Annotated in this window: 22 protein-coding genes and 1 pseudogene; 7 read left to right on the top strand and 16 right to left on the bottom strand. The window is 39.9% G+C overall.

The genetic code is table 11. The features are described 5' to 3' along the window. Positions 1-62: 62 nt before the first annotated feature. Positions 63-797, top strand: a complete 735-nt coding sequence (gene lptB / locus DTA23_RS12200; protein WP_028072074.1) for an LPS export ABC transporter ATP-binding protein — start codon at positions 63-65, stop codon at positions 795-797. Positions 798-819: 22 nt separating this feature from the next. Further along, on the top strand, positions 820-2334 hold the full coding sequence (locus DTA23_RS12205) for a GH3 auxin-responsive promoter family protein (RefSeq protein ID WP_112374901.1): 1515 nt from the start codon (positions 820-822) through the stop codon (positions 2332-2334). A 191-nt stretch (positions 2335-2525) separates the two neighbouring features. Here the strand turns inward: DTA23_RS12205 and DTA23_RS27135 are convergent, their stop codons facing one another. Beyond that, complete coding sequence (locus DTA23_RS27135) at positions 2526-2684, bottom strand: hypothetical protein (protein ID WP_156167568.1); 159 nt, start codon at positions 2682-2684, stop codon at positions 2526-2528. Between the two features lie 325 nt (positions 2685-3009). On the opposite strand from DTA23_RS27135, the gene DTA23_RS12210 reads away from it, so the two are divergent. After that, positions 3010-4080 (top strand): branched-chain amino acid aminotransferase, encoded by a 1071-nt coding sequence (locus tag DTA23_RS12210; protein WP_046672808.1) that lies wholly within the window; start codon positions 3010-3012, stop codon positions 4078-4080. 149 nt (positions 4081-4229) lie between these two features. Here the strand turns inward: DTA23_RS12210 and DTA23_RS12215 are convergent. The 5 genes and pseudogenes from DTA23_RS12215 to pdxA form a co-directional block, all read right to left on the bottom strand. After that, positions 4230-5763, bottom strand: a pseudogene (locus DTA23_RS12215) (IS1182 family transposase). Positions 5764-5985: 222 nt separating this feature from the next. After that, complete coding sequence (gene miaA / locus DTA23_RS12220) at positions 5986-6906, bottom strand: tRNA (adenosine(37)-N6)-dimethylallyltransferase MiaA (protein ID WP_112374902.1); 921 nt, start codon at positions 6904-6906, stop codon at positions 5986-5988. 45 nt (positions 6907-6951) lie between these two features. Further along, on the bottom strand, positions 6952-7545 hold the full coding sequence (locus DTA23_RS12225; RefSeq protein WP_112374903.1) for an IS1096 element passenger TnpR family protein: 594 nt from the start codon (positions 7543-7545) through the stop codon (positions 6952-6954). A 45-nt stretch (positions 7546-7590) separates the two neighbouring features. After that, positions 7591-9024 carry a CCA tRNA nucleotidyltransferase gene (locus DTA23_RS12230; protein ID WP_112374904.1) on the bottom strand — a complete coding sequence of 478 codons (1434 nt, stop codon included), beginning with the start codon at positions 9022-9024 and terminating at the stop codon, positions 7591-7593. 170 nt (positions 9025-9194) lie between these two features. Beyond that, positions 9195-10250: a 4-hydroxythreonine-4-phosphate dehydrogenase PdxA gene (gene pdxA / locus DTA23_RS12235; RefSeq protein WP_070560760.1), complete on the bottom strand. Its 1056-nt coding sequence runs from the start codon at positions 10248-10250 to the stop codon at positions 9195-9197. 81 nt (positions 10251-10331) lie between these two features. Here pdxA and rsmA point away from each other — a divergent pair, with 81 nt between their 5' ends. From rsmA to DTA23_RS12250, 3 genes are read left to right on the top strand one after another with little or no spacing between them, the layout of a single operon-like run. Next, positions 10332-11111: a 16S rRNA (adenine(1518)-N(6)/adenine(1519)-N(6))-dimethyltransferase RsmA gene (gene rsmA, locus DTA23_RS12240; protein ID WP_070560762.1), complete on the top strand. Its 780-nt coding sequence runs from the start codon at positions 10332-10334 to the stop codon at positions 11109-11111. Position 11112: 1 nt separating this feature from the next. Further along, the gene (locus tag DTA23_RS12245; protein ID WP_112374905.1) at positions 11113-12297 is read left to right on the top strand and encodes an FAD-dependent monooxygenase; all 1185 of its coding nucleotides are present in this window, start codon (positions 11113-11115) and stop codon (positions 12295-12297) included. A 59-nt stretch (positions 12298-12356) separates the two neighbouring features. Further along, entirely contained in the window at positions 12357-13289 is a 933-nt protein-coding gene (locus DTA23_RS12250) for an NAD(P)-dependent oxidoreductase (protein WP_112374906.1), read from the top strand. A gap of 134 nt (positions 13290-13423) precedes the next feature. On the opposite strand, the gene DTA23_RS12255 is transcribed toward DTA23_RS12250, so the two are convergent. Then, entirely contained in the window at positions 13424-14302 is an 879-nt protein-coding gene (locus DTA23_RS12255; protein ID WP_112374907.1) for a UbiA prenyltransferase family protein, read from the bottom strand. A gap of 184 nt (positions 14303-14486) precedes the next feature. On the opposite strand from DTA23_RS12255, the gene acs reads away from it, so the two are divergent. Beyond that, entirely contained in the window at positions 14487-16403 is a 1917-nt protein-coding gene (gene acs, locus DTA23_RS12260; protein WP_112374908.1) for an acetate--CoA ligase, read from the top strand. Positions 16404-16553: 150 nt separating this feature from the next. On the opposite strand, the gene DTA23_RS12265 is transcribed toward acs, so the two are convergent. From DTA23_RS12265 to DTA23_RS12305, 9 genes are all read right to left on the bottom strand, one after another. Continuing rightward, a complete protein-coding gene (locus tag DTA23_RS12265) occupies positions 16554-17546 on the bottom strand; it encodes an energy transducer TonB (protein WP_112374909.1) in 993 nt (330 codons plus the stop codon). 257 nt (positions 17547-17803) lie between these two features. Beyond that, positions 17804-18607 carry an energy transducer TonB gene (locus DTA23_RS12270; protein ID WP_172462404.1) on the bottom strand — a complete coding sequence of 268 codons (804 nt, stop codon included), beginning with the start codon at positions 18605-18607 and terminating at the stop codon, positions 17804-17806. A 447-nt stretch (positions 18608-19054) separates the two neighbouring features. Further along, positions 19055-19486 (bottom strand): nuclear transport factor 2 family protein, encoded by a 432-nt coding sequence (locus DTA23_RS12275; protein WP_112374911.1) that lies wholly within the window; start codon positions 19484-19486, stop codon positions 19055-19057. Positions 19487-19718: 232 nt separating this feature from the next. Beyond that, positions 19719-20501 (bottom strand): hypothetical protein, encoded by a 783-nt coding sequence (locus DTA23_RS12280; RefSeq protein WP_146753067.1) that lies wholly within the window; start codon positions 20499-20501, stop codon positions 19719-19721. Between the two features lie 686 nt (positions 20502-21187). Next, positions 21188-22198, bottom strand: a complete 1011-nt coding sequence (locus tag DTA23_RS12285) for a hypothetical protein (RefSeq protein ID WP_112374913.1) — start codon at positions 22196-22198, stop codon at positions 21188-21190. Between the two features lie 245 nt (positions 22199-22443). Then, the gene (locus DTA23_RS12290; RefSeq protein WP_112374914.1) at positions 22444-23106 is read right to left on the bottom strand and encodes a hypothetical protein; all 663 of its coding nucleotides are present in this window, start codon (positions 23104-23106) and stop codon (positions 22444-22446) included. A 196-nt stretch (positions 23107-23302) separates the two neighbouring features. Then, positions 23303-24166, bottom strand: a complete 864-nt coding sequence (locus tag DTA23_RS12295; RefSeq protein WP_112374915.1) for a DUF4302 domain-containing protein — start codon at positions 24164-24166, stop codon at positions 23303-23305. Positions 24167-24172: 6 nt separating this feature from the next. Then, entirely contained in the window at positions 24173-25087 is a 915-nt protein-coding gene (locus tag DTA23_RS12300; RefSeq protein ID WP_239468758.1) for a zinc-binding metallopeptidase, read from the bottom strand. Continuing rightward, positions 25074-26687: a RagB/SusD family nutrient uptake outer membrane protein gene (locus DTA23_RS12305; protein WP_112374916.1), complete on the bottom strand. Its 1614-nt coding sequence runs from the start codon at positions 26685-26687 to the stop codon at positions 25074-25076. Before DTA23_RS12305 ends, DTA23_RS12300 begins: the two co-directional genes overlap by 14 nt. Position 26688: the final 1 nt, after the last annotated feature.

Raw genomic sequence — 26688 nt, forward strand, 5'->3', positions numbered from 1 at the left:
ATGGTGAGGGTTTTAATTAGTCCTATTGAACAGATACATACAACACAAGACATTCCACGAAGATGATTTTAAAGGCAGAACATCTCATAAAAAAATATAAGCAGCGTACCGTTGTCAACAATGTTTCCTTCCATGTGGAACAAGGCGAGATTGTCGGGTTATTGGGCCCTAATGGGGCAGGAAAAACGACCTCATTCTATATGATTGTTGGTCTTATCAAGCCCAATGAAGGGAAAGTATTTCTCGACGATCAGGAGATTACGCAGGATGCGATGTATCAACGCGCACAACGTGGGATAGGTTATCTCGCTCAGGAAGCATCGGTTTTTCGGAAGCTCTCCGTAGAGAACAACATCCTGGCTGTATTAGAAATCCATTATCCGAATAAAGAAGAACGTCTGGCAAAACTGGAAGAACTACTCACAGAATTCAGCTTACACCGTGTCCGTAAAAACAGAGGTGATTTGTTGTCCGGTGGTGAGCGTCGACGTACCGAAATTGCGCGAGCATTAGCTGCTAATCCATCCTTTATTCTTCTGGATGAACCTTTTGCAGGGGTTGACCCGATCGCCGTAGAAGAAATTCAGACGATCGTAGCCAAGCTCAAAACCCGTAACATCGGCATCTTAATTACCGACCACAACGTACAGGAAACGCTATCTATTACGGACAGGGCCTATCTCCTGACCGAAGGAAAGATCATGCTGACAGGTACCCCTGAGGAAATTGCAGATAATGAGCTTGCCCGTAAATTTTATCTCGGTCGACATTTTGAATTAAGAAGGAAAAAATTTTAAAGATTAAAGAATCCCTCCCAATATGGCCTTATTAAACTCCATTTTTACTTGGTTCATGAAAAAAAGAATTCACCAGATTGAACTTTTCATGAAATACCCACACGATGTACAAGAAGAATGGTTTCAGAGTTTAATTGCCACTGCTGAAGCGACGGAATGGGGAAAAAAATACGATTATACAAGTATATTAACGCCAGAGATCTTCAAAGAACGCGTCCCGATACAGGACTATGATGATATCAAGGGCTACGTTGATCGTATGATAAAAGGCGAGCAGAATATCCTATGGCCTTCTGATATCAAATGGTTTGCCAAGTCCTCAGGCACCACATCTGATCGCAGCAAATTTATTCCCGTTAGTGAGGAAGCACTCGAAGAGTGTCACTTCCAGGGCGGTAAAGATATGCTCACAATATACTGTCATAATAGACCTGAAAATCGCGTATTTACGGGAAAATCTGTTGTTATTGGTGGTTCTTCACAGATCAACAATTTCAGTCCGGATTCCTACTACGGTGATCTTTCATCAATCCTCATCCGCAACCTTCCTTTCTGGGCCGAATTTAAGCGAACGCCCAATATGGAAGTTACTTTAAACCCAAACTTTGAAGAGAAAATTGAGCAGATTGCCCAAATTACACTTAAAGAAAATGTAACGAGCTTAGCTGGCGTACCGACATGGAATATTGTTATGGCCAAGCGTATTCTTGAGATTACAGGCAAAGACAACTTGCTTGAGGTATGGCCAAATCTAGAATTTTATGGACATGGCGGAGTAAGCTTCAAACCTTACCGCGAGCAATTCCAAAAATTGATCCCTTCGGACAACATGTATTATCTCGAGAATTATAATGCCTCAGAAGGATATTTTGGCTTACAGGATCAATCTGATTCGGAAGATCTTCTGCTCATGCTAGATTATGGTATTTATTACGAATTCTTACCTACTGAACGAATGCACGAAGAAAATCCGTCAACCTTACGTTTGGATCAGGTGGAGCTCGGAAAAAACTATGCATTGATCATTTCAACCAATGCGGGTTTGTGGCGTTATAAAATTGGAGATACCATCAAGTTTACCTCATTGTCTCCCTATCGCTTTAAGATCTCAGGACGAACCAAACAATATATTAACACCTTTGGCGAAGAGGTTATTGTTGACAACGCCGAACAAGCCTTGGCCGAAGCGAGCAAATTGACACAGGCACGAATCAGAGATTATACCGCTGGACCGGTCTATTTTAAAGATGCCGAGGCCGGAGCACACGAATGGGTGATCGAATTTGAGCAACAACCCAATGATTTTAAGCGTTTTTGTGAAATATTGGATGCTAAACTCCGTGAAATCAATTCGGATTATGACGCCAAACGTTTTAAGAATATGGCACTTCGACCACCTATTGTACACAATGCGCCCGAAGATACATTCTATAAATGGATGAAATCAAGAGGTAAGCTAGGTGGACAAAATAAGGTTCCAAGATTGAGTAACAGCCGCGAATATCTCGAGCCGCTCCTGAAAATACTCGCCGAATAATACGGCATATCAACTTAAAAATACGGCACAGCGACCGAATAATAGCACGGTCTCCGGCTGGAGATTAGCCAAAATTTTTGGAAACCTTATTTTGGCTAATCTCGTATTGCTGAATTTTGTTGTTTTAAAGAACTGCTGTGAGTTCGTCTAATTGATAAGCTCAAGAAAGCTTAGACTATAATGGAGGTTTGTTAAGGTTTAATTGCCGTTTTATATAAAAAAACAAAAAAACCAAGAATAAAATTCATAGAAATACCTTTCTTCTGAACTTCAACATCACCCTGTAACAAGGAGCGATTATCGCCTGCTGCTACTTCGTTACTTTTGTTTAGACTGTGCGTCAATTCCATACTAAGTTTATTTTTATGATAAGTGATTTTATAGCGTTACTGCGGACCAGAATGCCCATCTAAAGGACCGCATTCTTTACAGCCAAACTTTATGCCATAATATGAAAAGAGTGTATTAATTAATAAAAAATTAACACATTTAATTATTAATACAGGATAACCGAGAGATATGAAGTGAAATTCTTCCATTTCAAAAAAAAGTGTAGTAAAATAGGGAACAACTGTCCGAAATAAAAGGCATAGCCAGGCTGGTAAATTATACAGGTATATGTGCAACTTATATTTCATTTTTTTCCTAACTTAGCCTAAGTAATTAAATAATAAGATGAACGCGACAGAGAACTATTCAATTCGCGTAGAGCCAACTCAAAATTCAAGACTCTCGCAAGTAGATTTCGACAATCTAAAATTCGGAAAGATTTTATCCGACCACATGCTGGTCGCAAACTATGATGACGGTGAATGGAAAGATGTCAGCATCGTCCCTTATGGAGATATCAGTATTAGTCCTTCGATGTCCGCTTTACACTATGGTCAAGCGATCTTTGAAGGAATCAAAGCTTATAAATTTGCAGATGGAACAGTGAGTATCTTCCGTCCGGACAGAAACTGGGAAAGATTCAACAAATCTGCCGCACGGCTTCAAATGCCGGAGGTGCCTGAGGAGATTTTTATGGATGGTCTAAGCAAACTATTGGACATCGACCGTAACTGGATCCCGGCAAAAGAAGGTTCATCATTGTACATCCGTCCTTTTATGTTCGCAACAGAAGCGGCATTAGGTGTACACCCTTCTAAGTCATACAAATTTATCATTATCACTGGCCCTGTAGGCGCATATTATAGCAAAGCAATCAGCTTAAAAGTGGAAACCTACTATACACGTGCAGCAGAGGGTGGTGTTGGTTTTTCTAAAAATGCAGGTAACTACGCCTTATCGCTTTACCCAACACAATTGGCCAATGACGAAGGTTATGACCAAATTATGTGGACAGATGCTTCTGAACATAAATACATTGAAGAAGCAGGTACGGCAAACCTTATTTTCCGCATTGGCGATACGATTATCACACCACATGGTGATACAATCTTACACGGTGTGACACGCCGTACAATTATGGAATTGGCGGAGAAATGGGGTTATAAAGCCGAGCAGAGAAAGGTATCTATTCAAGAACTAATCGACGGTATTAAAGCCGGTACAGTAACGGAAGCTTTCGCAGCTGGTACTGCAGCCACAATTACGGATATCAGCCGTATCGGTTTTGAAGGACAAGATTATCACTTGCCACCAGTAGAGGGCCGCGAGTTTTCAAATCGTGTTTTGAATTACCTCAACGACTTGCGTTATGGTAAAGTAGAAGATCCATTCGGATGGAACTATTTAGTGAAGTAATTTCCAAGAAGAAATAAAAAAAGAAGCTGTCTCAAATTTATTGAGGCAGCTTTTTTATTAAATATGGCTATGCGATAGATTTGTGAGTTGTTTGTTGATTATTTCACAGAACTGTTCATTTGGGAAGAAAAAGAACAAAAAGTAGCTTTTTAAGCTGCTTTTTTCCTTAGATTTTGCGCTATAGCCAATAACCCCATTCTATGGACACTTTTTCCTTACCGCGGAGCATAAATCTTCGGAACCCGTGGTTCTGTTTTATGTTTCCAAAGACTGGTTCGACATCGTGACATCGCTGTTTTCTTTTGGCTATACCGACATCGCTGTTAAGCAATCCGTATGCTCTATCTTTATAAGCCTCAAGCTGTTCATTTATCTGGATGATTCTATTGCCCTGTGATTTGTGGCAAGCACCGTTCAATGGGCAGTTTGTGCAGTTTTTTGCCTGATATCTTTTATTTTTTGCTCGAAACCTGTGGAGGTCTTTTGTGTAAATAGACCTATGCAGTTCATTTCCTGTCCCATTGGACAGATATAGCAATCTTTTGCAGGGTTATAATGTAGTTTATCAACGGAGAATGGCTTCTTGCCCGAATAACTCTTTTTCTGCTCCTTGTCAAACATACCATATTTCACATAGGCCCCAATGTTTTTCCCTTCTAGTAACGCATAGTTCTCCTGGCTGCCATAGCCAGCATCTGCGGTAATGGTTTTCAGTATTTCCCCAAAGCTCGCCTCATGTTGTGCCAGATGACCGGGTAGCGTTGTGGTATCTGTGGGGTTGGGATGTATGGTGTAATTGACGATGTATTGATTGGAAGTAGATATCTGAATGTTATAACCTGGTTTGAGCTGGCCATTTTTCATATGATCCTCTTTCATGCGCATAAAAGTAGCATCGGGATCTGTCTTGCTATAACTATTTCTATCTCCAAGCGTTACTTCCTGCTCTTCATATTGAACAATCTTGGCCGGGTAGTTTTTAGTCGCATAGCGCAACTTTGCCCTCATCTTCTTGCTTACCGAAGGTTTATCGGACAAGACCCGGTTCAGGTTATCGACCGTAGCCTGAACTTTTTCGCGGTCAATTGTTGTCAGATCGGGAGGTTCCGGAAGGTTGTCCTCTGCTTTGGCGATACTTTGGGCGTATTCCCAAATATCTTTTAAGGCAGCTTTCATCTTCTCCTTATTGGTCTGGATAGCTTTTTTCCAGACAAAGGTGTATTTGTTAGCATTGGCTTCAATCTTGGTGCCATCGGTGTAAACATCTTCTATACTCAGCAGACCTTCTTCGGATAGGAGTTTGACAACTTCTTCAAATACACTACGAAGTGCTTCTTTCAAACGAACGCCTCGAAATCTGTTGATGGTATTGTGGTCGGGATAGCTCATGCCGCTCAGCCACATGAAATTGATGTTCTCCCGGCACGCCGTTTCCAATTTGCGACTGCTGTAGACATTGCTTACGTAGCCAAACACCAAAACTTTCAACAACATCTGCGGATGATAACTGGAGCAGCCTTTTATCTTATAAGCGTCCAATAGGGACTGGATGTTGATCCGGTTGATTACATCGTTAACGATACGTACCGGATGACCTTTGGACACCAGTTCGTCCAAAGTTGGAGGAATGGCCATGATCTGGTCCTGATAGTAAGGCTTAAAAGTAGCTCTTTGAGATGGCATATATCCTTTTTGTTTACACTATAAATATATGAAAATCAAACAGTTAAAACAAATAATAAACCTTAGATAATGCAAAAAAAGAGACTGCCTTTTTGAGACAGCCTCTTTTTTTATTTCTTCTATTTAAAAATTGCCTGTATACGATAGGTATGCTTTGAAACACAGGCCATATGCTTCATTTGAATCTGCGCGGATAAGCCCAAGTTCTCTCCTATCAGATCCTTAGGAATGTTCTCCCCTCAGCTCCTTTTGAATAAAATCAATGATAGCGGCAGTTTCCTGGGGTTGGAACCAGTGTGTATTACCGTATTTTTTAAACCATGTAATCTGTCGCTTGGCATAACGTCGCGAATTTTGTTTGATTTTTTCGGTCGCTTCCGCCAAAGACTGCTTGCCATCAAGATAATCAAACAACTCGGCATAGCCAACAGTGAGCAATGCAGGCTTCGTTCTGAAAGGAAGTAAAGCTTTCACTTCGTCCAGTAAGCCATTTTTCATCATCAGATCGACACGTAAATTGATCCTTTCATACAACTTTGCCCGATCCATATTCAAGCCAATGGTAAGAATATCAAAAGGTCTTTTTTCGACATCTTTCTTATGGTAAAATGACATCGGTTTACCAGTCGCCTCAAAAACTTCAAGCGCCCGGACGACACGTTGCGGATTATCGATGTCCGCCGTTTCAAAATATGCAGGGTCAATACTTTTCAATCGATCTTTTAAGGCCTCCAATCCCAATACTGCAAGTTCATGATTAAGTCGCTCGCGCACTTCATCTCCGGCCTTGGGTAGATCATCCAATCCTTCACATAGGGCCCGTACAAACAAGCCTGATCCACCTACCATAATGACGACGTCATGCAATTGAAATAACTCTTCTAGTTTCAGTAAAGCCTCCCGTTCAAAATCTCCTGCAGAATAATCCTGCGTGATGGAATGTGAATCAATGAAATAATGGGGAGCAGCAGCAAGTTCCACTGGATCTGGTTTAGCCGTACCAATAGACATTTCCCGATAGAACTGACGGGAATCAGCCGAAATGATCGCTGTTTTAAAATATTGTGCCAATGAAATAGCCATTGTAGTCTTACCAACAGCAGTTGGCCCCACAATGGCTATCAATGTTTTTTTATTTGCCATAATATAGCACTTCACAGGCCGAAAGAACCTGTAAAGTCTTCTTCATTAATATTCGTCTTCGTAGCCGCTGGATTCTTCACGCTCTTCACCTTCTTCGCCCTCTTCCTCATCGTCACCATCACTGTCGAAGCCATCCAGTTCGTCTTCATCATCGACGCCATATTGCGTATCGTCTTCCTCCACATAATCGTCCTCTTCAACAGCATCTGAGACCGGAAAATTAGCCGCAGTCATTGTTTTGGGAACCTGACCAATAGACTTAAACAACGCCGGATAGTCCTTTCCATCCTCTTCCTTCAAGATCTTGATCAATTCAACCTGGAAATCATAAGGGCGATCAAAATTGTAAACGTAGTAAAATTTCTGATGTGGATCATCGATAAACTTACTTAAACGGATATTCTCCATCAACAATACCTCAGCATCTTTTTTACGTTGTGTAGGCTTGAATGCAATCTCTGTTCCCTTTTTCCACTGATCATTGCTCACATAGAACGAGGAAGATGCATCTGCAGCATAACCTGTTGATTTATGGATTTCCTCATGTAGGTCTATAAATGTGCTTTTAGAAGGCATGTCGATCTCACGATATACATCTTCATAATCCTCAAAAGTAACTCTAAATCTATAAATTGCCATCTCTGCTATTTTCTTCTTTTAACCCTCTAAAATTAATACTATATTTTAAGAATTGGAAATTTCCAATGGGATTTCTTCTTTGATCGTCAGGTTCATTTCCCCTGCTTTTTTCACCAAAAATTGGTATGCCTCTACTCTGGAATTTGGAATCTCGCCCTCTAAAATAGCCTCGCGAATCAAATTTTTCAGCAACCCTACAGTACGCCCTGGTGCCAAGCCAAATAGGATCATGATATCCTCGCCACTGATCGGCGGCTGCCAGTTCCGAACCTTGTCCCGCTCTTCGACATCCTTCAATTTTTGTTTGACAAGTTCAAAATTCTGACGATATTTCTTCTTTTTAAACTCATTTTTTGTGGTCACATCCGCATGACATAACATCATCAGGGCTTCAATATCATCGCCAGCCTCAAACAACAGACGACGTACAGCAGAATCTGTTACGATATCCTGCGCCAAGACAATTGGCCGAAGATGCAATTGTACCAGCTTTTGCACAAATTTCATTTTCTCATGGAGCGGCAACTTTAGTTCGGCAAAAAGCTTTGGTACCATACGGGCACCACGATCTTCGTGCCCATGAAAGGTCCAGCCGAGCTTTTTATCGAAACGTTTTGTTGCCGGTTTGGCAATATCATGCATAATCGCTGCCCAACGTAACCAGAGGTCATCAGACAATTCACATACATTATCCAGCACTTCCAAGGTGTGGTAGAAATTATCTTTATGGCCTTTGCCATCAATGACATCAACCCCGTGCAAATTATACATGGCCGGAAATATCAATTCCAGGAGACCGGTATCAAAAAGATATTTAAAACCTACTGACGGTTTAGGTGAGAGAATAATCTTATTGATTTCATCGATAATACGTTCTTTCGAGATAATCTTTATTCGCTCTTTGGTATCGCTAATCGCTTTGATTGCATCAATCGTGATTTTAAAATTTAGCTGTGTCGCAAAACGGATAGCCCGCATCATACGCAGTGGATCATCAGAAAACGTTTCTATCGGATCTAGAGGCGTTCGAATAATACGTTGTTCAAGATCTTGCACGCCGTCAAACGGATCCACCAAAGCACCATAATCTGCTTTATTCAATGAAAACGCCATCGCGTTGATCGTAAAATCACGTCGATTTTGATCATCGGATAAGGTACCGTCTTCCACAATAGGCTTACGCGAGTTGGCACGATAGGATTCCCTTCGGGCACCGACGAACTCCACATTGAGTCCTTCATAAACCAGCATGGCTGTACCAAAATTCTTGTAGACAGCAACTTTAGTATGTAGCCTATCACCCAGTAAAGTCGCAAATTCAATGCCGCTGCCGACGACAACAATATCCACATCATTCTTAAAAGGCCGCTTCATAATATAGTCGCGAACATACCCCCCGATGACATAACATTCTGTATTTGTTGTCTCGGCGAGTTCCTTAATGATTGAAAATATTGGATGTTGTAAATTATCGTACATAGTTAGAACAGCAGGTAAAAAACCAAACAGTTTGCAAAAGTAACAATTTTTTTTGTATTGGAATTAGAGACAATTGAACAAGGATCAAAGACGCTGACACTATAAGCGGCGAGCTTACAGATTAAATCAACCCTCTTTATCCTTGTCCCTAAAAAAGTAAGACGGAATATTTAGTCTCTATCTTTGGATAACTTACGGAAAGCAAGTGGATTTTTAAGTAATTCGGCTTGTTCACGGCGGCGTTTTACAATATGTAAAGCCGAGAAAATTGCCTCTACAAAAGAGCTTTCAGAAGCTAAGTTTTTTCCAGCAATATCATAGCCTGTACCGTGATCTGGCGAAGTACGTACGATAGGTAAACCAGCTGTAAAGTTTACACCGGCACCTTTGGCAATATGCTTAAAAGGGATTAAACCCTGGTCATGGTACATCGCGAGTACCGCATCGAATTTCTCATAAGCACCTTTTGCGAAGAATCCATCGGCAGGATATGGACCAAAGCAGAAGATCCCCTGTTCGTTTGCTTTTTCTACGGTAGGTCTAATGATCTGATCATCTTCGGTACCAATAATCCCATGATCGCCAGCATGTGGATTTAGTCCCAAAACTGCGATCTTAGGCTTTTCAATCCAAAAATCTTTCTTCAATGAGTCATTCATCAGGGCTAGCTTTTTAAGAATAGCCTCTTCGGTAATATTCGCCGCAACCTCATGCAGTGGAATATGACCTGTTACCACGCCAATACGCAATTCATCACAAACCATAAACATCAATACATCATCAGCCTCTACTTTGGCCTGCAAATATTCGGTATGGCCGGGAAATTGAAATCCCTCCTGTTGAATATTATGCTTATTAATTGGGGCAGTCACTAAAGCATCAATCTTGCCGGCTTTCAGGTCTTCAACAGCTTTCTCCAACGAAAGGAAAGCATATTTACCGCCGATCTCGTTTTCTTCACCCAACGAAATCTTGACGTCTTCCTGCCAGCAATTGATCATATTTGCTCTTTTGGAATGCGCCTGCTCAGCATCATTGATCACGTTAAAACTAAAATCATTTACACCGATCGCTTTACGGTGAAAAGAAGCCACCTTTGTATTTCCGTAAACCACTGGCGTAAAGAAATCGCACATACGCTGATCTACCAAAGATTTAATGATGACTTCAAGTCCAATGCCGTTAATATCGCCTACGGTAATTCCGATTTTTAATTTATCGCTCATTCTATTTAAATGCTTTGATTCAAAAATAGGGATTTTTTTCTTAGAATGACTTTTCACTTATTTATTTTTTACTTTTGCAACATGAGCACAGTAAGAGCAAAAAAACATTTAGGACAGCATTTCTTGAACGATAAAAATGCTGCACAAAAGATTGTGGAAGCATTGGATCCTAAATTGGGTTTTAGCCAAGTGCTTGAAGTAGGTCCAGGAATGGGTGTACTTTCTGATTTTCTCTTGCAAAAAGAGGAATATGAAACCTATTTGATCGATGTGGATGACGAATCCATTGCTTATTTGGACGATAAATATCCCCAATTGGGTAAGCGATTGATCCACGGTGATTTCCTGAACCTTGACTTTTCACAGTATTTTGGTGAGAAAATGGCTGTCATTGGCAATTTCCCTTACAACATCTCCTCCCAGATTCTCTTTAAAATTTTGGATGAACGCCAACGTGTCGTTCAAATGACGGGTATGTTCCAGAAAGAAGTAGCCGAACGTTGTACAGCTAAGGCGGGCAGCAAGGAATATGGTATCTTGAGTGTCTTTTTACAGGCCTATTATAAAGTAGAATATCTTTTTACTGTAAAAGCAGGAGCTTTTAATCCACCGCCAAAAGTATTGTCGGGCGTTATCCGCATGACGCGCAATGACCGTGAACAATTGAATTGTGATGAAAAACTATTTTGGCGTGTTGTTAAAGCGGGCTTCAATCAACGTCGTAAAACCCTCCGTAACTCACTTTCGGGCGTTGTTCCCAAAGATAAAATGTCCGACAATCCACTGTACGAGCTACGCGCAGAACGATTGACGGTAGATGATTTTGTCGGTTTAACAAACGAAATAGCAAACAGTCTTTAATATGCATTCGACGGACAGCACATTTATTATCGTAGGCGGAGGTATCGCTGGATTATGTGCTGCAATAGGGCTTGCAAAAGTAGGTATTGAAGCACATGTCTATGAAAGCGCCATTGAACTCAAAGGCATAGGTGCTGGATTCGGGCTCGCAGCCAACGCCATGCAAGCTTTGGAACATCTCGGATTGAAGGATGAAATCGTTACGATAGGGCATTACCTTGCATCTTATAATGTCTTGGATCAAAAGGGAAATATTCTTGTTGAACCAGACACCAGGTCAATCAGTCAAAAATATCAACAGGACAATTTCGCTATCCATCGGGCAGATCTGCATCAGTTTCTCTTATCCAAAATCCCCAATGGACAAGTTCATCTCGGCAAACGTGCCGTTTCCTTTGAACGGGAGGGAGAAGATATTCAAGTTTATTTCGCAGACGGAAGCCATGTACGCGGCCAAGCCCTTTTGATTGCCGATGGTGTACACTCAGCACTACGACAACAACTCATACCGGGTTCGGCACCACGCTATTCAGGCTATACCTGTTGGCGGGCCACCATCGATAATAGCAGTATACAGCTCAGTAAGGGGACAGAAACCTGGGGCAGCAAAGGCCGCTTTGGGATGACCCCACTTGTCAATAACCGCATCTATTGGTACGCATGCATCAATACTGAGGCACAAAATCCGGTCTTAAAAAACTGGAAAACAAAGGAGCTCCTCGAAAATTTTAAAGATTATCATGCCCCTATTCCAACGATTCTTTCGGAAACAAAGGATAGCGAGCTAATTGCAAATGACATCATTGACATCGAACCACTTCAGCAACTCGCTTTTGACAATATCCTATTATTGGGTGACGCTGGACATGCAACGACTCCCAACTTGGGCCAGGGAGCCTGTCAGGCTATTGAAGATGTTGCTGTTCTCGTGGATGAACTCCAGACCGCAGCTTCCGTTAGTTTGGCTTTTCAAGGATTCGAAAAAAGAAGATTGGATCGGGTAAATTACATCTGTAATACTTCCTGGAGGATAGGAAAAATCGCACAATGGGAGAATCCATTCCTGATAAGAATGCGAAATTTTGGCATGAAAATAATGCCTAACCGCATGAAACAACAACAATTAAACAAATTATTATCTGTAGATTTTATGCAGATCAACCATAATCATGACGCTGGGATCTAAATCATCGTACTACACCACAACAGTATTCACTGATCAGTCCCACATAAAAAAATAACTGAATGAAAACTACCATTTTGATCGTCGACGACATTCATGAAATCATGCTTGAGAAATTCGAACAGGCGGGGATCGCCTACAATTATCAACCTGATATCAGCCGAGAAGAAACTGAAAAAATCATCGCTAATTACTCGGGTATGGTTATCCGTTCCAAATTTCAGGTAGATAAAGCTTTTTTTGACTTGGCACCAAACCTCCGCTTTATCGCTCGTGCTGGTGCTGGGATGGACAATATCGACGATACAATTGCTGCGCAAAGAGACGTGCTGTTAATTCCGGCCAATGAAGGCAATCGGGATGCTGTAGGTGAACATATGATCGGTATGTTGCTTAGTCTAATGAACAATTTGAATCGTGGTGACCAACAAATACGATCTGGGCAGTGGCTGCGTGAGGCCAATCGTGGATATGAACTTAAGGGGCGTACTGTAGGTTTGATCGGCTATGGACACAATGGTGTGGCCATGGCAAAAAAATTATCCGGCTTTGATGTACAGGTACTTGCCTATGATAAATATCGAATCGACTATACGGATCAATATGCATCGGCAGCAGACATGGAAAAGATCTGCAAAGAAGCCGATGTGATCAGTTTCCATATCCCCTTAACGGATGAAACAAGAGGTATGATTGATGTGGATTATCTGGCAAAATTTGAGAAACCCATTTTCTTCTTACTTGGTGCCCGAGGCGGTATTGTACAGGTACCTGCAGTATTAAACGGCCTTGATTCCGGTTCCATTATCGGAGCAGCATTTGATGTGTTGCCCGTAGAAAAGTTCCCAAAACTCGCCGAACAGAGCTGGTATGCAGATCTTATCCGTAGAGACAATGTAATCTTGTCGCCGCATGTTGCCGGATGGACCTTTGAAAGTTATTATAAATTGTCGGAAGTCGCCGCAGATAAGATCGTCGCCTTTTTGACGTCTTAATTTTGGCAAAGAGTTATTTGCCAAAATCTTCAATCAATCATGCGAGCAAGCGAGCAAGTAATCAATTAAGTACCCACTATTCATACAGGTGCAGGAGATTAAAGTAAGCCATTGCTCTTGAAAGCTCTAAAAAATCAGGTTCCAGGGCTAAAGATACCGACAACAACAACAATCAGAAACTGAAGCACCAAGCTACAGTCCAGTAGATAAGCGTAGTGGTAATGGTCTTTTGTTTTGAAAACAGCCAACTTAAGCAAGGCAAATATGAGTACGTTGGTCAGAATCAATCCGATTTTAATAGGTGCTGTATAAGGCACGGTCAAGATCAAAACACAATGCAGGCCTAATAGTCCATAGGTTAGATTTTTAGCTTTTTGTTCGCCCAGCATATTAGGTAAAGTGCGTAGATGATAATAGGAATCCTGTTGGATATCCCGAATATCGAAAGGCAATGTACAGATAACCAAAAATATAAACTTCAATCCGCAGAGCGCAATAAAAACCCACTGATCTATTGTGACACCGATGTTGGCTAGTTCCACATAAGGGAGCACCACACTGCTGCAGACCCAGACCAGGGCAATGTGAAAAATCTTGGCCCCGGGTATCTGTCGAAGCCCCACTTTGCGGTCACGGAAGGTAAATAGAGGCATTCCGTATAGTAGACTCAGGATTCCAATAAATCCCAAAAACAAAAAGGAATACACATGAATAAACCACAAGCAATAACCAAGCACAAGCAAAGCGATACCATTGTTTAACCACATGACCCATTCATGATTAAAGATCCAGCGTGTCCGGGGGAATTTTGATTCTTTTGGGTGCTTCGGTTTGGACCACCACAGGCTAAAATTATAGAGTAGCAAGGTCGCCGTTCCTTCTGCTAAAACGATATACCAATTGATAGACCGTTCAAATATGATATAAGTCAATGCGCATTGTGCCATGGCCGCCATGGCGATCAGAAGATTTGTATAGATTGTAATATAGAATAGCTTTCTTAGAAAAGACATCTTGAAAAATCTTGATGCAAGATAACAATCTTATAGATAAAAGTAGTTTAACATTATATTAAACATCAATTTTTTGATAAAATGGGCAAAAACCGCTAAATTGTACACCGAAATCGAAATATCAAAAACAATTTCGCAACGATAACAATATAAATTAAAATAATTCATAATAATCCTAATAACGATGAGCCTACAAATAAAATCATTTGAAGAATATCAAAGTGAATATAAGCGAAGTGTAGAACAACCTGAGGAGTTTTGGGCGAGCATTGCAGATCATTTTTTCTGGAAGAGAAAGTGGAATAAAGTGCTGAACTGGAACTTTGAGGAACCCAATGTCAAATGGTTTGAGGGTGCTAAATTAAATATTACAGAAAACTGTCTAGATCGCCATATTTATGCTAATGGAGATAAACCAGCCATCATCTGGGAACCTAATGATCCCAATGAAGCGCACCGCATTCTTTCCTATAAGCAATTACTACAAAAGGTAGAGCAATTTGCCAACGTACTTAAAAATAATAACATCAAAAAAGGAGACCGGGTATGTATTTACTTGCCAATGGTTCCTGAATTGGTTATTGCTGTATTAGCCTGTGCTCGTATCGGCGCTATCCACTCGGTGGTGTTTGGAGGTTTTTCAGCACGATCTATCGCGGATCGTATCATCGATGCGGAATGCAAACTGATCGTCACTTCAGATGGTAGTTACCGCGGCAATAAAACCATTGGTTTAAAAAACATTGTGGACGATGCTTTAATGCAATGTGACACTGTTGAAAAAGTAATTGTTTTAACACGTACGCGTACACCGGTATCGATGATCAAAGGACGTGACGTATGGTGGGAAGATGAGATCAAAAAAGTAGAAACACAGGGAAATCCAGCATGTCCAGCAGAAGAGATGGATGCTGAGGACAATTTATTCATCCTTTATACATCGGGATCCACAGGTAAACCTAAGGGTGTAGTACACACTTGTGGTGGTTATATGGTGTATACAGGCTATACCTTTATGAATACCTTCCAATATAAGCCAAACGATGTATTTTACTGTACAGCGGATATCGGCTGGATTACAGGACACAGTTACATCGTTTACGGACCGTTATCACAAGGAGCTACTTCTTTAATGTTTGAGGGTATTCCAACATTCCCGGATGCGAGCCGTTATTGGGATATCGTTGATAAGTTCAAAGTCAATATTATCTATACATCCCCTACTGCTTTGCGTTCATTGATGGCTTTTGGGGACGAATTTGTCGACAAAAACGACCTTTCATCTTTACGTGTTTTGGGATCTGTAGGCGAACCAATCAACGAAGAAGCCTGGAACTGGTTTAACGAAAAAGTTGGTAAAAAGAATTGCCCTATTGTTGACACCTATTGGCAGACAGAGAATGGAGGCCATTTGATCACTTCATTGGCCGGAGTAACACCAGAAAAAGCAAGTTATGCGATGTTCCCGATGCCGGGCATTCAACCCGCTTTGATGGATGAGAATGGAAAAGAAATCGAAGGCAATGACGTAACTGGCAATCTGTGTATTAAATTCCCATGGCCAGGTATGTTACGCACGACATGGGGCGATCATGACCGCTGTCGTCAAACCTATTTCTCGACGTATAAAGATATGTATTTTACGGGCGATGGATGTTTCCGTAGTCCAGAGGGCTATTACAAAATCACAGGCCGTGTAGATGATGTATTAAATGTTTCGGGTCACCGCATTGGTACAGCAGAGGTGGAAAATGCCATCAATATGCACGCTGACGTTGTTGAATCGGCCATTGTCGGATATCCGCACCCAGTAAAAGGACAGGGTATCTATGCTTATGTCATTGCGAATCACCACACCGATGCAGAAGCCACCAGAAAGGATATCATGGAAACCGTTTCACGTATTATCGGTCCAATTGCTAAACCAGACATTATCCAATTTGTTGATGATTTACCAAAAACACGTTCAGGAAAGATCATGCGTCGTATCTTACGCAAGATTGCCGAAGACGATATCGCCAATGTAGGAGATACTTCAACACTTCAGGATCCTGCCGTTGTAGAAGGAATCATCAAAGGCGCTGCGGCTTTGAAAAAATAGTCTATCTTAAATACTTTATACCTAAAAAGGGCTTTCCAAAAAATTGGAAAGCCCTTTTTAGGTATTTTAGCACTATCCCGCTAGAATTTCATTTCAAATATGCGAGAGATTACATTTAATATCTCCTTATTTAATGCTATCTAAACAGTTCTATCGCGATGTGTTCAAGCGGATTGGGAGCGAATACTTCACATTTAGTTTCTCTCCACGTTGTATTCCGGGCTTCCATTTGCCTGCTTTTTTTATAACACGGATTCCTTCCTCCCCTGTTCCAAAACCTAAATCTTTCTTTACTACCGGATTTTTTATGTTACCATCTTTGTCTATCACAAACGCTATCATGACCACACCAGACACCTGATTACTAATCGCCTCCTTTGGGTAGACATAATTGCTCGCTATAAAGCCCATCAGTCTAGAAATTCCACCGGGGTAATCAGGCGGACTCATAAAGTTAGACGAATCATATTTAAAAACCTCTCCGTCAACCTTTGTTTTAGTCCCTGACACTAATTGATTATTCGAGTACGTTTCAACAAAGCTATCCTTTCCCATCTTTCCTTTCCATTCACCTTCGCGCAAATTGTTTTTCATTTGTCCCTCTTCATAACTCCACCCATAATTTAGCCGAATAAATCCGTTCCCATTTTCCAACGTTTTGTTGTTAAAAGAATCATAGTACACAACATAAATGGGATCTTCTATTTTCAGTTTTCCTTTTTTATCGAGACTACTCGGATAAAAAACAATCTTCTCCAATTTATTCCCTGGATACAGATAAAAAGCAGAATCTATAAGAGCACTTTCGTCGCTGTAGTTTTCTAAGCTTTTTAACGTTCCCTGTTCATAAAATTCGTACTTTCGCCCGCGAAATTTAAATGGATAAAGCGCATTTGTACTGATGCCACTGAGTTTGATCGAATCATTGCGCGTGTAAAACTCCTCTACACGATAAACTTTATCCTTTCCCGATGCATCAACATGAATTGTCCGCATATAATAGGCCGAATCCGCTTGTTTTGTTTCATCGCCATCTTTCTTATGATAACTTGTAAAAGAAACCTGAGCATAAAGATTTGATAAGAAAAAATTGAATAACAAAAAACAGACGGTTGAGCCCCAAAAATGTAAATAATACTTCATAATAATTGATAATAATAACAAATATCCTGGTTAAATAAAAAATTAATCGATTAAATAATACTTATTTCTATTTATGGTCAACATCATGCTGTAAAATCAAGTTTTCCACATGATGTTAATAAGATTGTTAATAACCCAACTTGTCACCAAAATTGAGGACTTCATTTATTCACAGAACTTCATTTTAGTCTTCACTATAGGAACGGAAGAACAACTACACTCCAAAAACACAATCAGTCTTTTGAGCGGACCATCAATCAAGGATTGGCATCTAACCGAATTGGCATCGTGAACATTACACCGATAGGCTCTCCACGCTGTATTCCCGGTTTCCATCTTTCGGCCATTTTTAACACACGAATACCCTCCTCGCCCGTACCAAAGCCCAAGTCTTTTTTCACAAAAATATCTTCTAAATATCCTTCCTTATTCACAACAAAACTAATTTCCAATACTCCCTTAACATTATTTCGTTTAGCTTCTTTAGGCCATTTATAATGTCTAGAAACAAAGTTCATCAATTTTGGCATTCCTCTTGGGTAAACGGGATCAACCCAATAGGTCGTTGAATCATAGCTAATGGTCGTTCCATTTTCTTTGGTTTTGACACCAAAGAGCAGCTTGCCTCGCGCAAAGACCTCGGTAATTGGCAGCTTAGACATTATACCCTCCCATTTACCTTCACGTCGGTAATTTTCAATTTCTCCCTGTAGGTAATCGTCATGATCATACTCAATGCGAATAAAACCGTTTCCATTTTCAAGAGTCTTATTGCCTAACGAATCGTAATGTGCGATATAATATGCGACACCGCCCTTTATTTTATCGTTAAATGGGTAATGTGAAATTGTTCTTAACTTCCCATTCGGATACCAGTAAAATGCTGAATCAACACGTACATTTTCTGAATTAAAATTTTCTAGACTTCGCTTTTCACCATTTAAATAAAACTCCTCCAGCCTCCCAAAGAATTTTAAAATAATACCTGTATCCTGCACTGTTCCATTTAGCTTAATGGTATTATTCGGTAAATAATGCTCTACGATCTTAAAGTATGACATAGGCTGATCTGTCATATGAACTATGGTTCTGGAAAAAAAGGCTGAATCCTTTAGTTTAGTTTCTCGCCCTGCCTTTGTATAGTATGCTGTTCTCTCAACCTGAGCACTCGCATTAAATATAAATAGATTGAATAGCAAATAACAAATCAGCTTTGCCGCTAAATACAAGTTGGATTTCATAAAATTTGTTAATAGTATTGCAATAATAACAAATGGAGCAGCCAAACAAGAAATAAACAGGTTAATTAATTATTACTTATAACAACTATCGCTGCAATTGAGGAAACCAGGTTATCAACATAATGTTAATAACTCTGTTGATAACTTAAAAACGTTACTCATGTAAGTAATAAAGCCATTTCAGATTCGCTAAGAGATTGTAAAACAAAAAAAGCCACATCATCCCGACGTGGCTAAAATAAACATATGAATTTAATTAAACAGTTTCTATTTATAGGAGTTTACAGAACTTGCGACCTTCCAGGTTCCCGATTCATTGATCAATGTAACCAAATCTGTTTTCGTGAAATCCTCAAATTTCATAGTGATACGTGCCACCATATAGTTTTCAGATTCCTCGAGTACTTCGGTACTTGTGCTGCAGTTCAATTTTTCACCTTTTTGCTTTTTCAGGAACGAAATGACTTCTGAACGGCTATTGGTGCGTGCAGCTTTTCCCTGAACTTTTTGATTGAATTCGGATGCGAACAATTTTTCTACACCCTGAGATGCGCCTTCTGTCATTACCGATACATAGCTATCGATGGCCAAATCGGCTGTGGAAAGGTTCAATGCTTTACCAGGGTCAGCTGCTGCCATTGCGAAAGTTGATAGTGTAATCAATGCTGCTGCTGCGAATGTCTTTACTAAAGTTTTCATAATTGCTATACTTTATATTGTTAGTTTTTTATCTCTTTTCTTATTGTCGCGAGGATATTGATTTTGTTGCATCATTTCCTTTAAGATTCTTATTCAAAAGTAAGACAACGCGGCATCCCATTTTATTACATTTAGATCAACGGAATAAAAAAGTCGGTAAACGGAGGTAAAGGAGCGGTAAATGGATATCCGCTCCGGTAGGAAAAAATATACGTAAAGATTAATATCACTTTTATAACTGGAAAGCAGCTAGAATAGTTGCAGGCGTACAATCTACTTCATTGAGCACATTGCACCGTCGGCCATCTTTATAAAGATATATGATCGTAAATCCAACCAGGATGGGTGTACCAACAAATTCGTTGCATGGAATGCTGATAATCTTGGCCGGAATTGGATCCTGTCCATAGACGATATCAATTTCCCATTCTTCATCCTTTACCTCAGTGAACTCCCTTTCTTTGAAATTGAAAGAAAAGGTATGGAATTTAAAGGCGATAGCATTACAATCTTTGGGTAGCAGCAATGCTCGGTTAATGTGAAATATTGGAAATGATATTTCGATCTGATTCTCATCGGTTAGGCTAACTGTTGGATCGATATTCAGTGCATCCTGCATATGGAAATTTTCATTGAATTGGAAATTCACCAATCTGTCGAGCTTACAGTTGTTTAGGCAAAGTGTTCCCCTATCGTCATTGATATTTGTCTTCATTGCCCTATAAATCTGTCTATTCAAGCGATTGCCCATTTGTCCATCATGCAGTTCCTGATGCACTAAGCCAAAAGCCTGCCTAATTGCAGCGCCTGCGCGACTTGCCTGTCCAAAATCTTTACCAGCATTCTTCGTGTCGACGTTTTGTTTTACACGGTGTGGTTTACCTTGAATGTAGTTCTTTGTTCCTACCTTTCTGCTTACCAGTGGGCCAACCAGTCCACGGATATAGCCATTATCATTTATTCCCATACAATAAATATACCACCAAAACGACCCTATGTCAAGTATCTTGTTCATTTTTAAGGATTTCGGAAGCTGCAGCAAATAGCAATTATAAATTTGAAAATTTAGTGATACCTTTTTGGGGATTAGTTATAACCAACTCCTAACCACCTTCTAATTGCAAGCAAGATGCAGACAGGATGTCTGTACAGTGCAAGCACCCCTAAAAGGTGGACTCAACGTGGACTCACTGTGCACACAAGGTGGTTACAGTACGGAGTTGATCGCAAGTTGGTATGGAGTTGGTGTCAGGAAAATATAATTATTTGCGTCGAGCGGCTGTATTGAACTTTGAGAATAATGTAATCACGATAGAGCTTGATATAGCCCCCACGAACAAGGAATCGGGAATGGACGATTTCTCATCTAGGAAATAGTATACAGCAGCTGCTATTGAAAAGCAGACGATGAAGGACAATATTAAAACAAGTATAAATTTGGTTTTCATTAGTCAAGGGTTAATATAGTACAACTTAATATACAAAAGACATCTAATATATAAAGGTAAATTCATTTAATTTATACCATTAATCCATTTCAGCAACTAGGAACACTATTTAACTACTCTGGAGTGAGAACGTTTTCCACAATGTTATTAACAAACTGTGGAGAACTGCAAACACATCAAATTTTACTCGGAAAATAGGACGATATACTATGTTCTGTCGAAAGTTTTTTACGATGTAAATAAGAGATACATATTATTGTTTATTCAGCAGCCGAATAAAGCTACCATTTGCATAATCGAGTTTCTGCACATAGTAGTTTGTTTCAGGGCCTGCTACCAACACACCTCCTATTGCACCTAGCAACACGGAAGCTACAACAACATTGGTTGCAGATGCAGTTTCCATAACGGGACCCACAAAAATAAAATCATCATCTTCCTTGATTAAAGCATAAAACTGATCCTGACTTGAAATAAAAGGATTACCAGCATGCACTACTGCATAATAATCTTTCGGGTTTACCTTTTTAAGTTTCCCTTTTTCATTCTCTTTAAAGAAGCCTAAGTTTAAATCCCCCTCTCTTAATTGGGCCTGCCCACCTGACGGTGTTTGAAGGGCAAATTCTTCGTAGGTCAGATATAACCCATCTTTATATGTTTCCGTGTTATAAAGTGCCAATTGTTTCTTTTGAATATCGTCGTAATGTTCGATTTCACTGAGACTATAGCTTTTTGTGGTATCGCCGTTTTTGGTTAATGCATCAAGGATCAGGTTATTGACAACGTCGCTGGCGCGTGCCAAAGTCGCTTTGGTTACATCCATTCCTTTAACGACGATAGCTGTATCAGCTCGGGCTAGCTGTAAATATTCTCCATTAGCCTCTTTTGAGAATAAGATTGCTCTAAAATCCAAAAATCCCTTTTCAGAAAAAGCTCCCGTCAATTCCGCTATACAGAATTTTTCCAACCGCATCAGCAATTCACCATTGCCTTTACGACCGGTTATTTGTTCCAATTGGCTCTGTAACTGTTTTTCCAATGATGGCTCCGCCACCAACAACCGGTTTGCGTTCATCATACCTACTTGTATGACACCCAGATTATCTTTTATCTCCCTTGCGTCGTATAGGCTTATTTTACCATACTTAGCGTTCTCGACGATCTTATGTGGTTTCGTAAATAGAAACGCTCTGGTCTTTTGTTGCGCTTGCACAGCAACAGCCTTTATAAGAATAATGAATAGGAGGAAAATAATCCGTTTCATGGTAAGTAAATTTCAGAAAATAGGTTACGCTAAGTTATCGCATTATTTGCTTTTCTGCAACACCTATACTTCTTTATGGATCATACACTTTCTCTCCTATTCACCATCTATATGTTTTACAGCAAGTTCAAGTAGGGCATTCACAAAAGTATAACGATAAGTTAACTTATGCGGTAAGGTGCTAACTAAAACGTCCGAACATTAGATTAAATTTATAACTGCATCCGCTATTCCTTGTTTTGCTTTTATCGTCCAATACCCCAAGCCAATTGCAGATAGAAATGGCCCAGTCTATCCTTCGGAACATTCGAAACTGTAGCATTCACTACTTTCCATTCATTCTGTGCAATAGACGATTTATAACCTATTCTACATTCCGGGCGAAAGCTAGTGCGTTCGGAATTGGATGTTTTCAACGTAATACTTAAATCGACAATAGCAGCATCATGCTCCATTTTAGTTTGATTGGACTGCGTGGTCAAAAAGTCTCTAAATTCTCCATTCAGATTTTTCTTTTGAACCGTAAAAGTAGTAGACTGTTTACCGACTCCCAGCTGCGGACTAAAGATCAATCTGCCTGTACGTATCGCATTGGTAGATACATAAACCGTAAAATCTCCTGTGTTCATTGTATTGTCGTTTTTACTGCTTGTCGACAAGCTAAAATTCACCCCAATAAGGGTTTGTTTCATCCTGTATGCAAGTCCAGCTCCAGCATTCCAGCCAAACCCAGGTACCTTTCCGGAATCATAATCTTTCAAAATCCTATTCAAATTGCTTGCATTGTTAAATTGAACACCGGCAAAATAGATCGTCTCAAATGGCAGATGTTTAGTCTGACTGGTTTTTTGTTGCGCAAATAACTGAGCTGCAAAAACAAATAAAAGGGCACTAAAAAAATACTTCATAAAATTTACATTTTGGTTTATTTCAATTAAACTAATTAAGGTAAGGCCTACACCTTTTAATTATGACAACTAAATCAATAAATTCATTACATGGAAAAAAATATTTACAAAAAAGCCCCTCCAAAAAATATTCTGAAGGGGCCATTAAATAAACATATGAAACTTTCTCCCTGATTCCGTAGGGAGAAAATTGCTTTTAACTTTGTGGAACTAACTTGATCGTACCCGCATCGTTGGTAAAATACCCTTTGGTATACGCTCCTGTTGGTTCTACATACTTCAATTCTCTAAACTTCACTCCATTTACTTCATATTCTGTGTAAAATTCGAGTCCAGTAGGCGTATAACGATAAGCATATGGTTTAGTATTACCTGCAATCAATAATGCTCGTTTCGTTGCTGCGGTTGAAAATGTTGCTGCGAAGGATTCTGTCCCAACTTCAAATTTGTAATTTGAAAATGCATGGAATTTTGTAAGCGCAGCGCGGTAGGTCGCTATAATTGTAGAAGCCTCTGAAGATTTAATCGGGACCATCACAACCTTATTGTACGATTTTCTACCTTCCATGACAATGGAATCAGCTGATGCCTTTGTTACCAAGAAATCATTTTCACCTTTCATCCCCTCGTTACTCGCACCAATTGATGCTGTAAGGAAACCGGGTAATTGATATGCAGGCTCTCTATTAAAGACTGCAGGCAATGCAAAATAATGAAATATGCGATTATAGGTATCGAAGGTCAAAATTGCGCCAGCACCAGGTGCGACAGTATAAGTACTTACCTGTGCAGCAAGTGTTGTAAAATCACCTTCAATACTAACGTCAGTGGTATTATTAAATTTGGCAAATAAGGTATATCCTCCAAATTCTAATCCGCTGCTTGGAAAATACTTGATTATCCAGCCATCTTTATTCGCTTGTAAAGTAGAGTATACATTAGCCACGCTCGCGTTTAGACGGTCACTCGGACTGTCTTCAAAAATACGATCCATCTTCTTCTCACAACTTGCGCCCAAAGACAAAATGGTTATTCCTAAAATAAATAGTTTAAATTTCATTTTTTCTTAATTTAAAGTTGTTTGATCAAACGTGTTAAGATTAGGATAACGAGCAAGAATATTGGCTCTTAAGAGATCCATATCAATTCCCCACTCAGATTTCATATAGTTTTTCACAATTGCTAATTTTGAAAGGATCAAAGCCCTTCCCGCTGCCGTAGAATTTTCAACATTCAGCATGGCATCAAAATCAGCTTGACTCCGCGTAACATAGAACGAATACAGTTCAGCAAAATCCTCAGTATCGGCCTTAGAAGCATACGGTGAGATAAAGCCTGCTGCGATCGCGGCTCCTATACCTGTAGCATTGGCAGGATATTTCGCATTCCAGTCATCCTCCACGTAACTAGTACCTGTGATCTCCTTAAAATTACTTGGATAAGGCTTATTCTGATTTAGAATATGTTGAAACTCATGGTGAACTGTTTTGAAAAATCGGCCCGTCAGAAAAGCTGGGTTTTTACCATTGGTTTCATTTAATTCCAACAAATTATACAAAGATACTTTTGTACCTGATTCTGCTGTTCCCAAAATCATGACACCGTTTGTTTGAATTGGAGCTGAACCAGTAAACGTAATTAATTTTGGAAAGTTGTTTTTAAGGAACTCCTTCCCTCCAGTCACTTCTGAATATGGCTCCATAACAAGATAAAGCATAAGCTTGGACAATCTTATAGAAGATTCAAAAGGTGCAGGTACCAATCGATAGCTCATATCAGATTCTTTATCGACGTACTTGTACAGTATCTCGACATTGTAGGGTAGAATATAGTTTTTATAGAGGTAATTGTCCAAAGCGTTCTTTGGTATTGTTGAATCTACAAAAACACTATTGGGATTTAATTTATCCTCTTTGTTACATGCAGAAAACAACACTCCGCATGAAGCTAATAACATAAATAGTTTATTACTTAATTTCATTTGATCTAGGATTTGGTGTTAAACCTGCACTTACTACATCTTGAGGTAATTGAATTGCACGACGAGGATCTCGGATCGATAGCGTATTATCGGTAACCGTAAAAGTCATCGTTCCATTGTTGACCGCAGGAGCGACCCTTCTGGTTATTTCAATGCCATAACGTTTTACATCGAACCATCTTAAGCCAGTATGAAGAAACTGAAGGCGTTTAAGCGATAATACTGCATGGATCATATTTTCCTGTGTACCGCTTTCAATCTGAAAATCTGGGTTCAATTTCTTTTTCGGTGTTGGAGCTGTAGGAGTAAAATATGCAAATGAATTCGCCCAATTGTTAATCGAAGCTTCACTTATTGTCCCAGGCTTGCTAATGGTATTGTTATTAATATGGATTTGCATATCAGTAATGGCTGCCGCATAATTCTTAAGATGAATATTTGCTTCCGCCCTATTCAATAAAGCTTCTTCCGACGTGATCGGCGTATAGACTCCTCGTGAAAATCCAATTCCCGCAACTTGATCAGTATATTCAAAAATGTAGGCAACATGTGGAAAAATCACTTTATTTGCCGTCGTACTCGTATAGGAAAATGCACGAATTCTATAATCCGTTGATGTCGTAGCTTTCCCAAAAGGCTGAGCAGCAAACGCTGTCTCCGTCATTGCAATAGATCCACCGTGACTGATTCTGTTGTTGGTTGAATACCCCCCAAAAGTTGTCCCCATCGCCGAATAAGCCGTAGCTACTAAGAAATTAGCTTTCACTGAGCTCGCATTATACTCTCTCGTTGTATTATTGATCGCAGCAGAAAAAGAGGCAATCGTTGCATAATCACGTAAAGTCGCTGTTGGATTGTTTCCTAACGCTTCGGTGGAATACTCCACTGCCTTTGTCCAATCTTCCATAAATAATGCAACACGCGATGCAAAGGTATAAGCTGCCGCTCGGTTAAAGTGATATTTTGCAACACTAGAGTTGGCGTAAGAAGCGTCATTGATTAATGGTAAACCTTCTTCTATATCCTTTTTAATAAAATCGTAAACTTCCTGAACAGTATTACGTTCATATTTTGGATTTAGGGTAGTTTCTCCTTTCGTCATATAAGTAACACCCAAATCTGTTGTTGAATACTTTTTCGAATAATTCTGTGCAAACATATTTACAAGAATCCAATGGTTATAAGCCCGTGCCAACAACGCTTCACCACGCTGTGCTTTTAAGCTCGCTGGATTCCCCTGTTCATCAATAGCTTGCAAAGCAGCATTTGCATTAGCAATAGCTCCATAACACGCTCCCCAAATACGATCGATTCCATCATTACTCGTTTCAGTAATATCTTGCCATTTGTATATTTGTTCTATGAAGCGTGCGTAGTTTAAGTAAACTGGCCCAACATCATCCACATTGTCAGAAGATAACTCAGCTACCATAACATAAGCATTCTCTGGATAAGCCCCAACGAGCATTTTCCCAATTTTGTCTGTTGTATTTAGTTCAGCCCTATTATCGGGCAATTCATCCAAATATTTCTTACAGGAAGAAAAGCTTGTCGCTATTATTCCCGCTGCAATTAATATATATGATAATCTCTTTTTCATA

The sequence above is a fragment of the Sphingobacterium multivorum genome (genome assembly GCF_900457465.1).
In the GTDB taxonomy this organism is placed as follows: domain Bacteria; phylum Bacteroidota; class Bacteroidia; order Sphingobacteriales; family Sphingobacteriaceae; genus Sphingobacterium; species Sphingobacterium multivorum.

What these genes read in the sequence shown, in the direction of transcription:
- lptB (WP_028072074.1), top strand. Translation starts at nt 63, where the DNA reads ATGATTTTAAAGGCAGAACATCTCATAAAAAAATATAAGCAGCGTACC.
- DTA23_RS12205 (WP_112374901.1), top strand. Translation starts at nt 820, where the DNA reads ATGGCCTTATTAAACTCCATTTTTACTTGGTTCATGAAAAAAAGAATT.
- DTA23_RS27135 (WP_156167568.1), bottom strand. Translation starts at nt 2,684, where the DNA reads ATGGAATTGACGCACAGTCTAAACAAAAGTAACGAAGTAGCAGCAGGC.
- DTA23_RS12210 (WP_046672808.1), top strand. Translation starts at nt 3,010, where the DNA reads ATGAACGCGACAGAGAACTATTCAATTCGCGTAGAGCCAACTCAAAAT.
- miaA (WP_112374902.1), bottom strand. Translation starts at nt 6,906, where the DNA reads ATGGCAAATAAAAAAACATTGATAGCCATTGTGGGGCCAACTGCTGTT.
- DTA23_RS12225 (WP_112374903.1), bottom strand. Translation starts at nt 7,545, where the DNA reads ATGGCAATTTATAGATTTAGAGTTACTTTTGAGGATTATGAAGATGTA.
- DTA23_RS12230 (WP_112374904.1), bottom strand. Translation starts at nt 9,024, where the DNA reads ATGTACGATAATTTACAACATCCAATATTTTCAATCATTAAGGAACTC.
- pdxA (WP_070560760.1), bottom strand. Translation starts at nt 10,250, where the DNA reads ATGAGCGATAAATTAAAAATCGGAATTACCGTAGGCGATATTAACGGC.
- rsmA (WP_070560762.1), top strand. Translation starts at nt 10,332, where the DNA reads ATGAGCACAGTAAGAGCAAAAAAACATTTAGGACAGCATTTCTTGAAC.
- DTA23_RS12245 (WP_112374905.1), top strand. Translation starts at nt 11,113, where the DNA reads ATGCATTCGACGGACAGCACATTTATTATCGTAGGCGGAGGTATCGCT.
- DTA23_RS12250 (WP_112374906.1), top strand. Translation starts at nt 12,357, where the DNA reads ATGAAAACTACCATTTTGATCGTCGACGACATTCATGAAATCATGCTT.
- DTA23_RS12255 (WP_112374907.1), bottom strand. Translation starts at nt 14,302, where the DNA reads ATGTCTTTTCTAAGAAAGCTATTCTATATTACAATCTATACAAATCTT.
- acs (WP_112374908.1), top strand. Translation starts at nt 14,487, where the DNA reads ATGAGCCTACAAATAAAATCATTTGAAGAATATCAAAGTGAATATAAG.
- DTA23_RS12265 (WP_112374909.1), bottom strand. Translation starts at nt 17,546, where the DNA reads ATGAAGTATTATTTACATTTTTGGGGCTCAACCGTCTGTTTTTTGTTA.
- DTA23_RS12270 (WP_172462404.1), bottom strand. Translation starts at nt 18,607, where the DNA reads ATGTCATACTTTAAGATCGTAGAGCATTATTTACCGAATAATACCATT.
- DTA23_RS12275 (WP_112374911.1), bottom strand. Translation starts at nt 19,486, where the DNA reads ATGAAAACTTTAGTAAAGACATTCGCAGCAGCAGCATTGATTACACTA.
- DTA23_RS12280 (WP_146753067.1), bottom strand. Translation starts at nt 20,501, where the DNA reads ATGAACAAGATACTTGACATAGGGTCGTTTTGGTGGTATATTTATTGT.
- DTA23_RS12285 (WP_112374913.1), bottom strand. Translation starts at nt 22,198, where the DNA reads ATGAAACGGATTATTTTCCTCCTATTCATTATTCTTATAAAGGCTGTT.
- DTA23_RS12290 (WP_112374914.1), bottom strand. Translation starts at nt 23,106, where the DNA reads ATGAAGTATTTTTTTAGTGCCCTTTTATTTGTTTTTGCAGCTCAGTTA.
- DTA23_RS12295 (WP_112374915.1), bottom strand. Translation starts at nt 24,166, where the DNA reads ATGAAATTTAAACTATTTATTTTAGGAATAACCATTTTGTCTTTGGGC.
- DTA23_RS12300 (WP_239468758.1), bottom strand. Translation starts at nt 25,087, where the DNA reads ATGAAATTAAGTAATAAACTATTTATGTTATTAGCTTCATGCGGAGTG.
- DTA23_RS12305 (WP_112374916.1), bottom strand. Translation starts at nt 26,687, where the DNA reads ATGAAAAAGAGATTATCATATATATTAATTGCAGCGGGAATAATAGCG.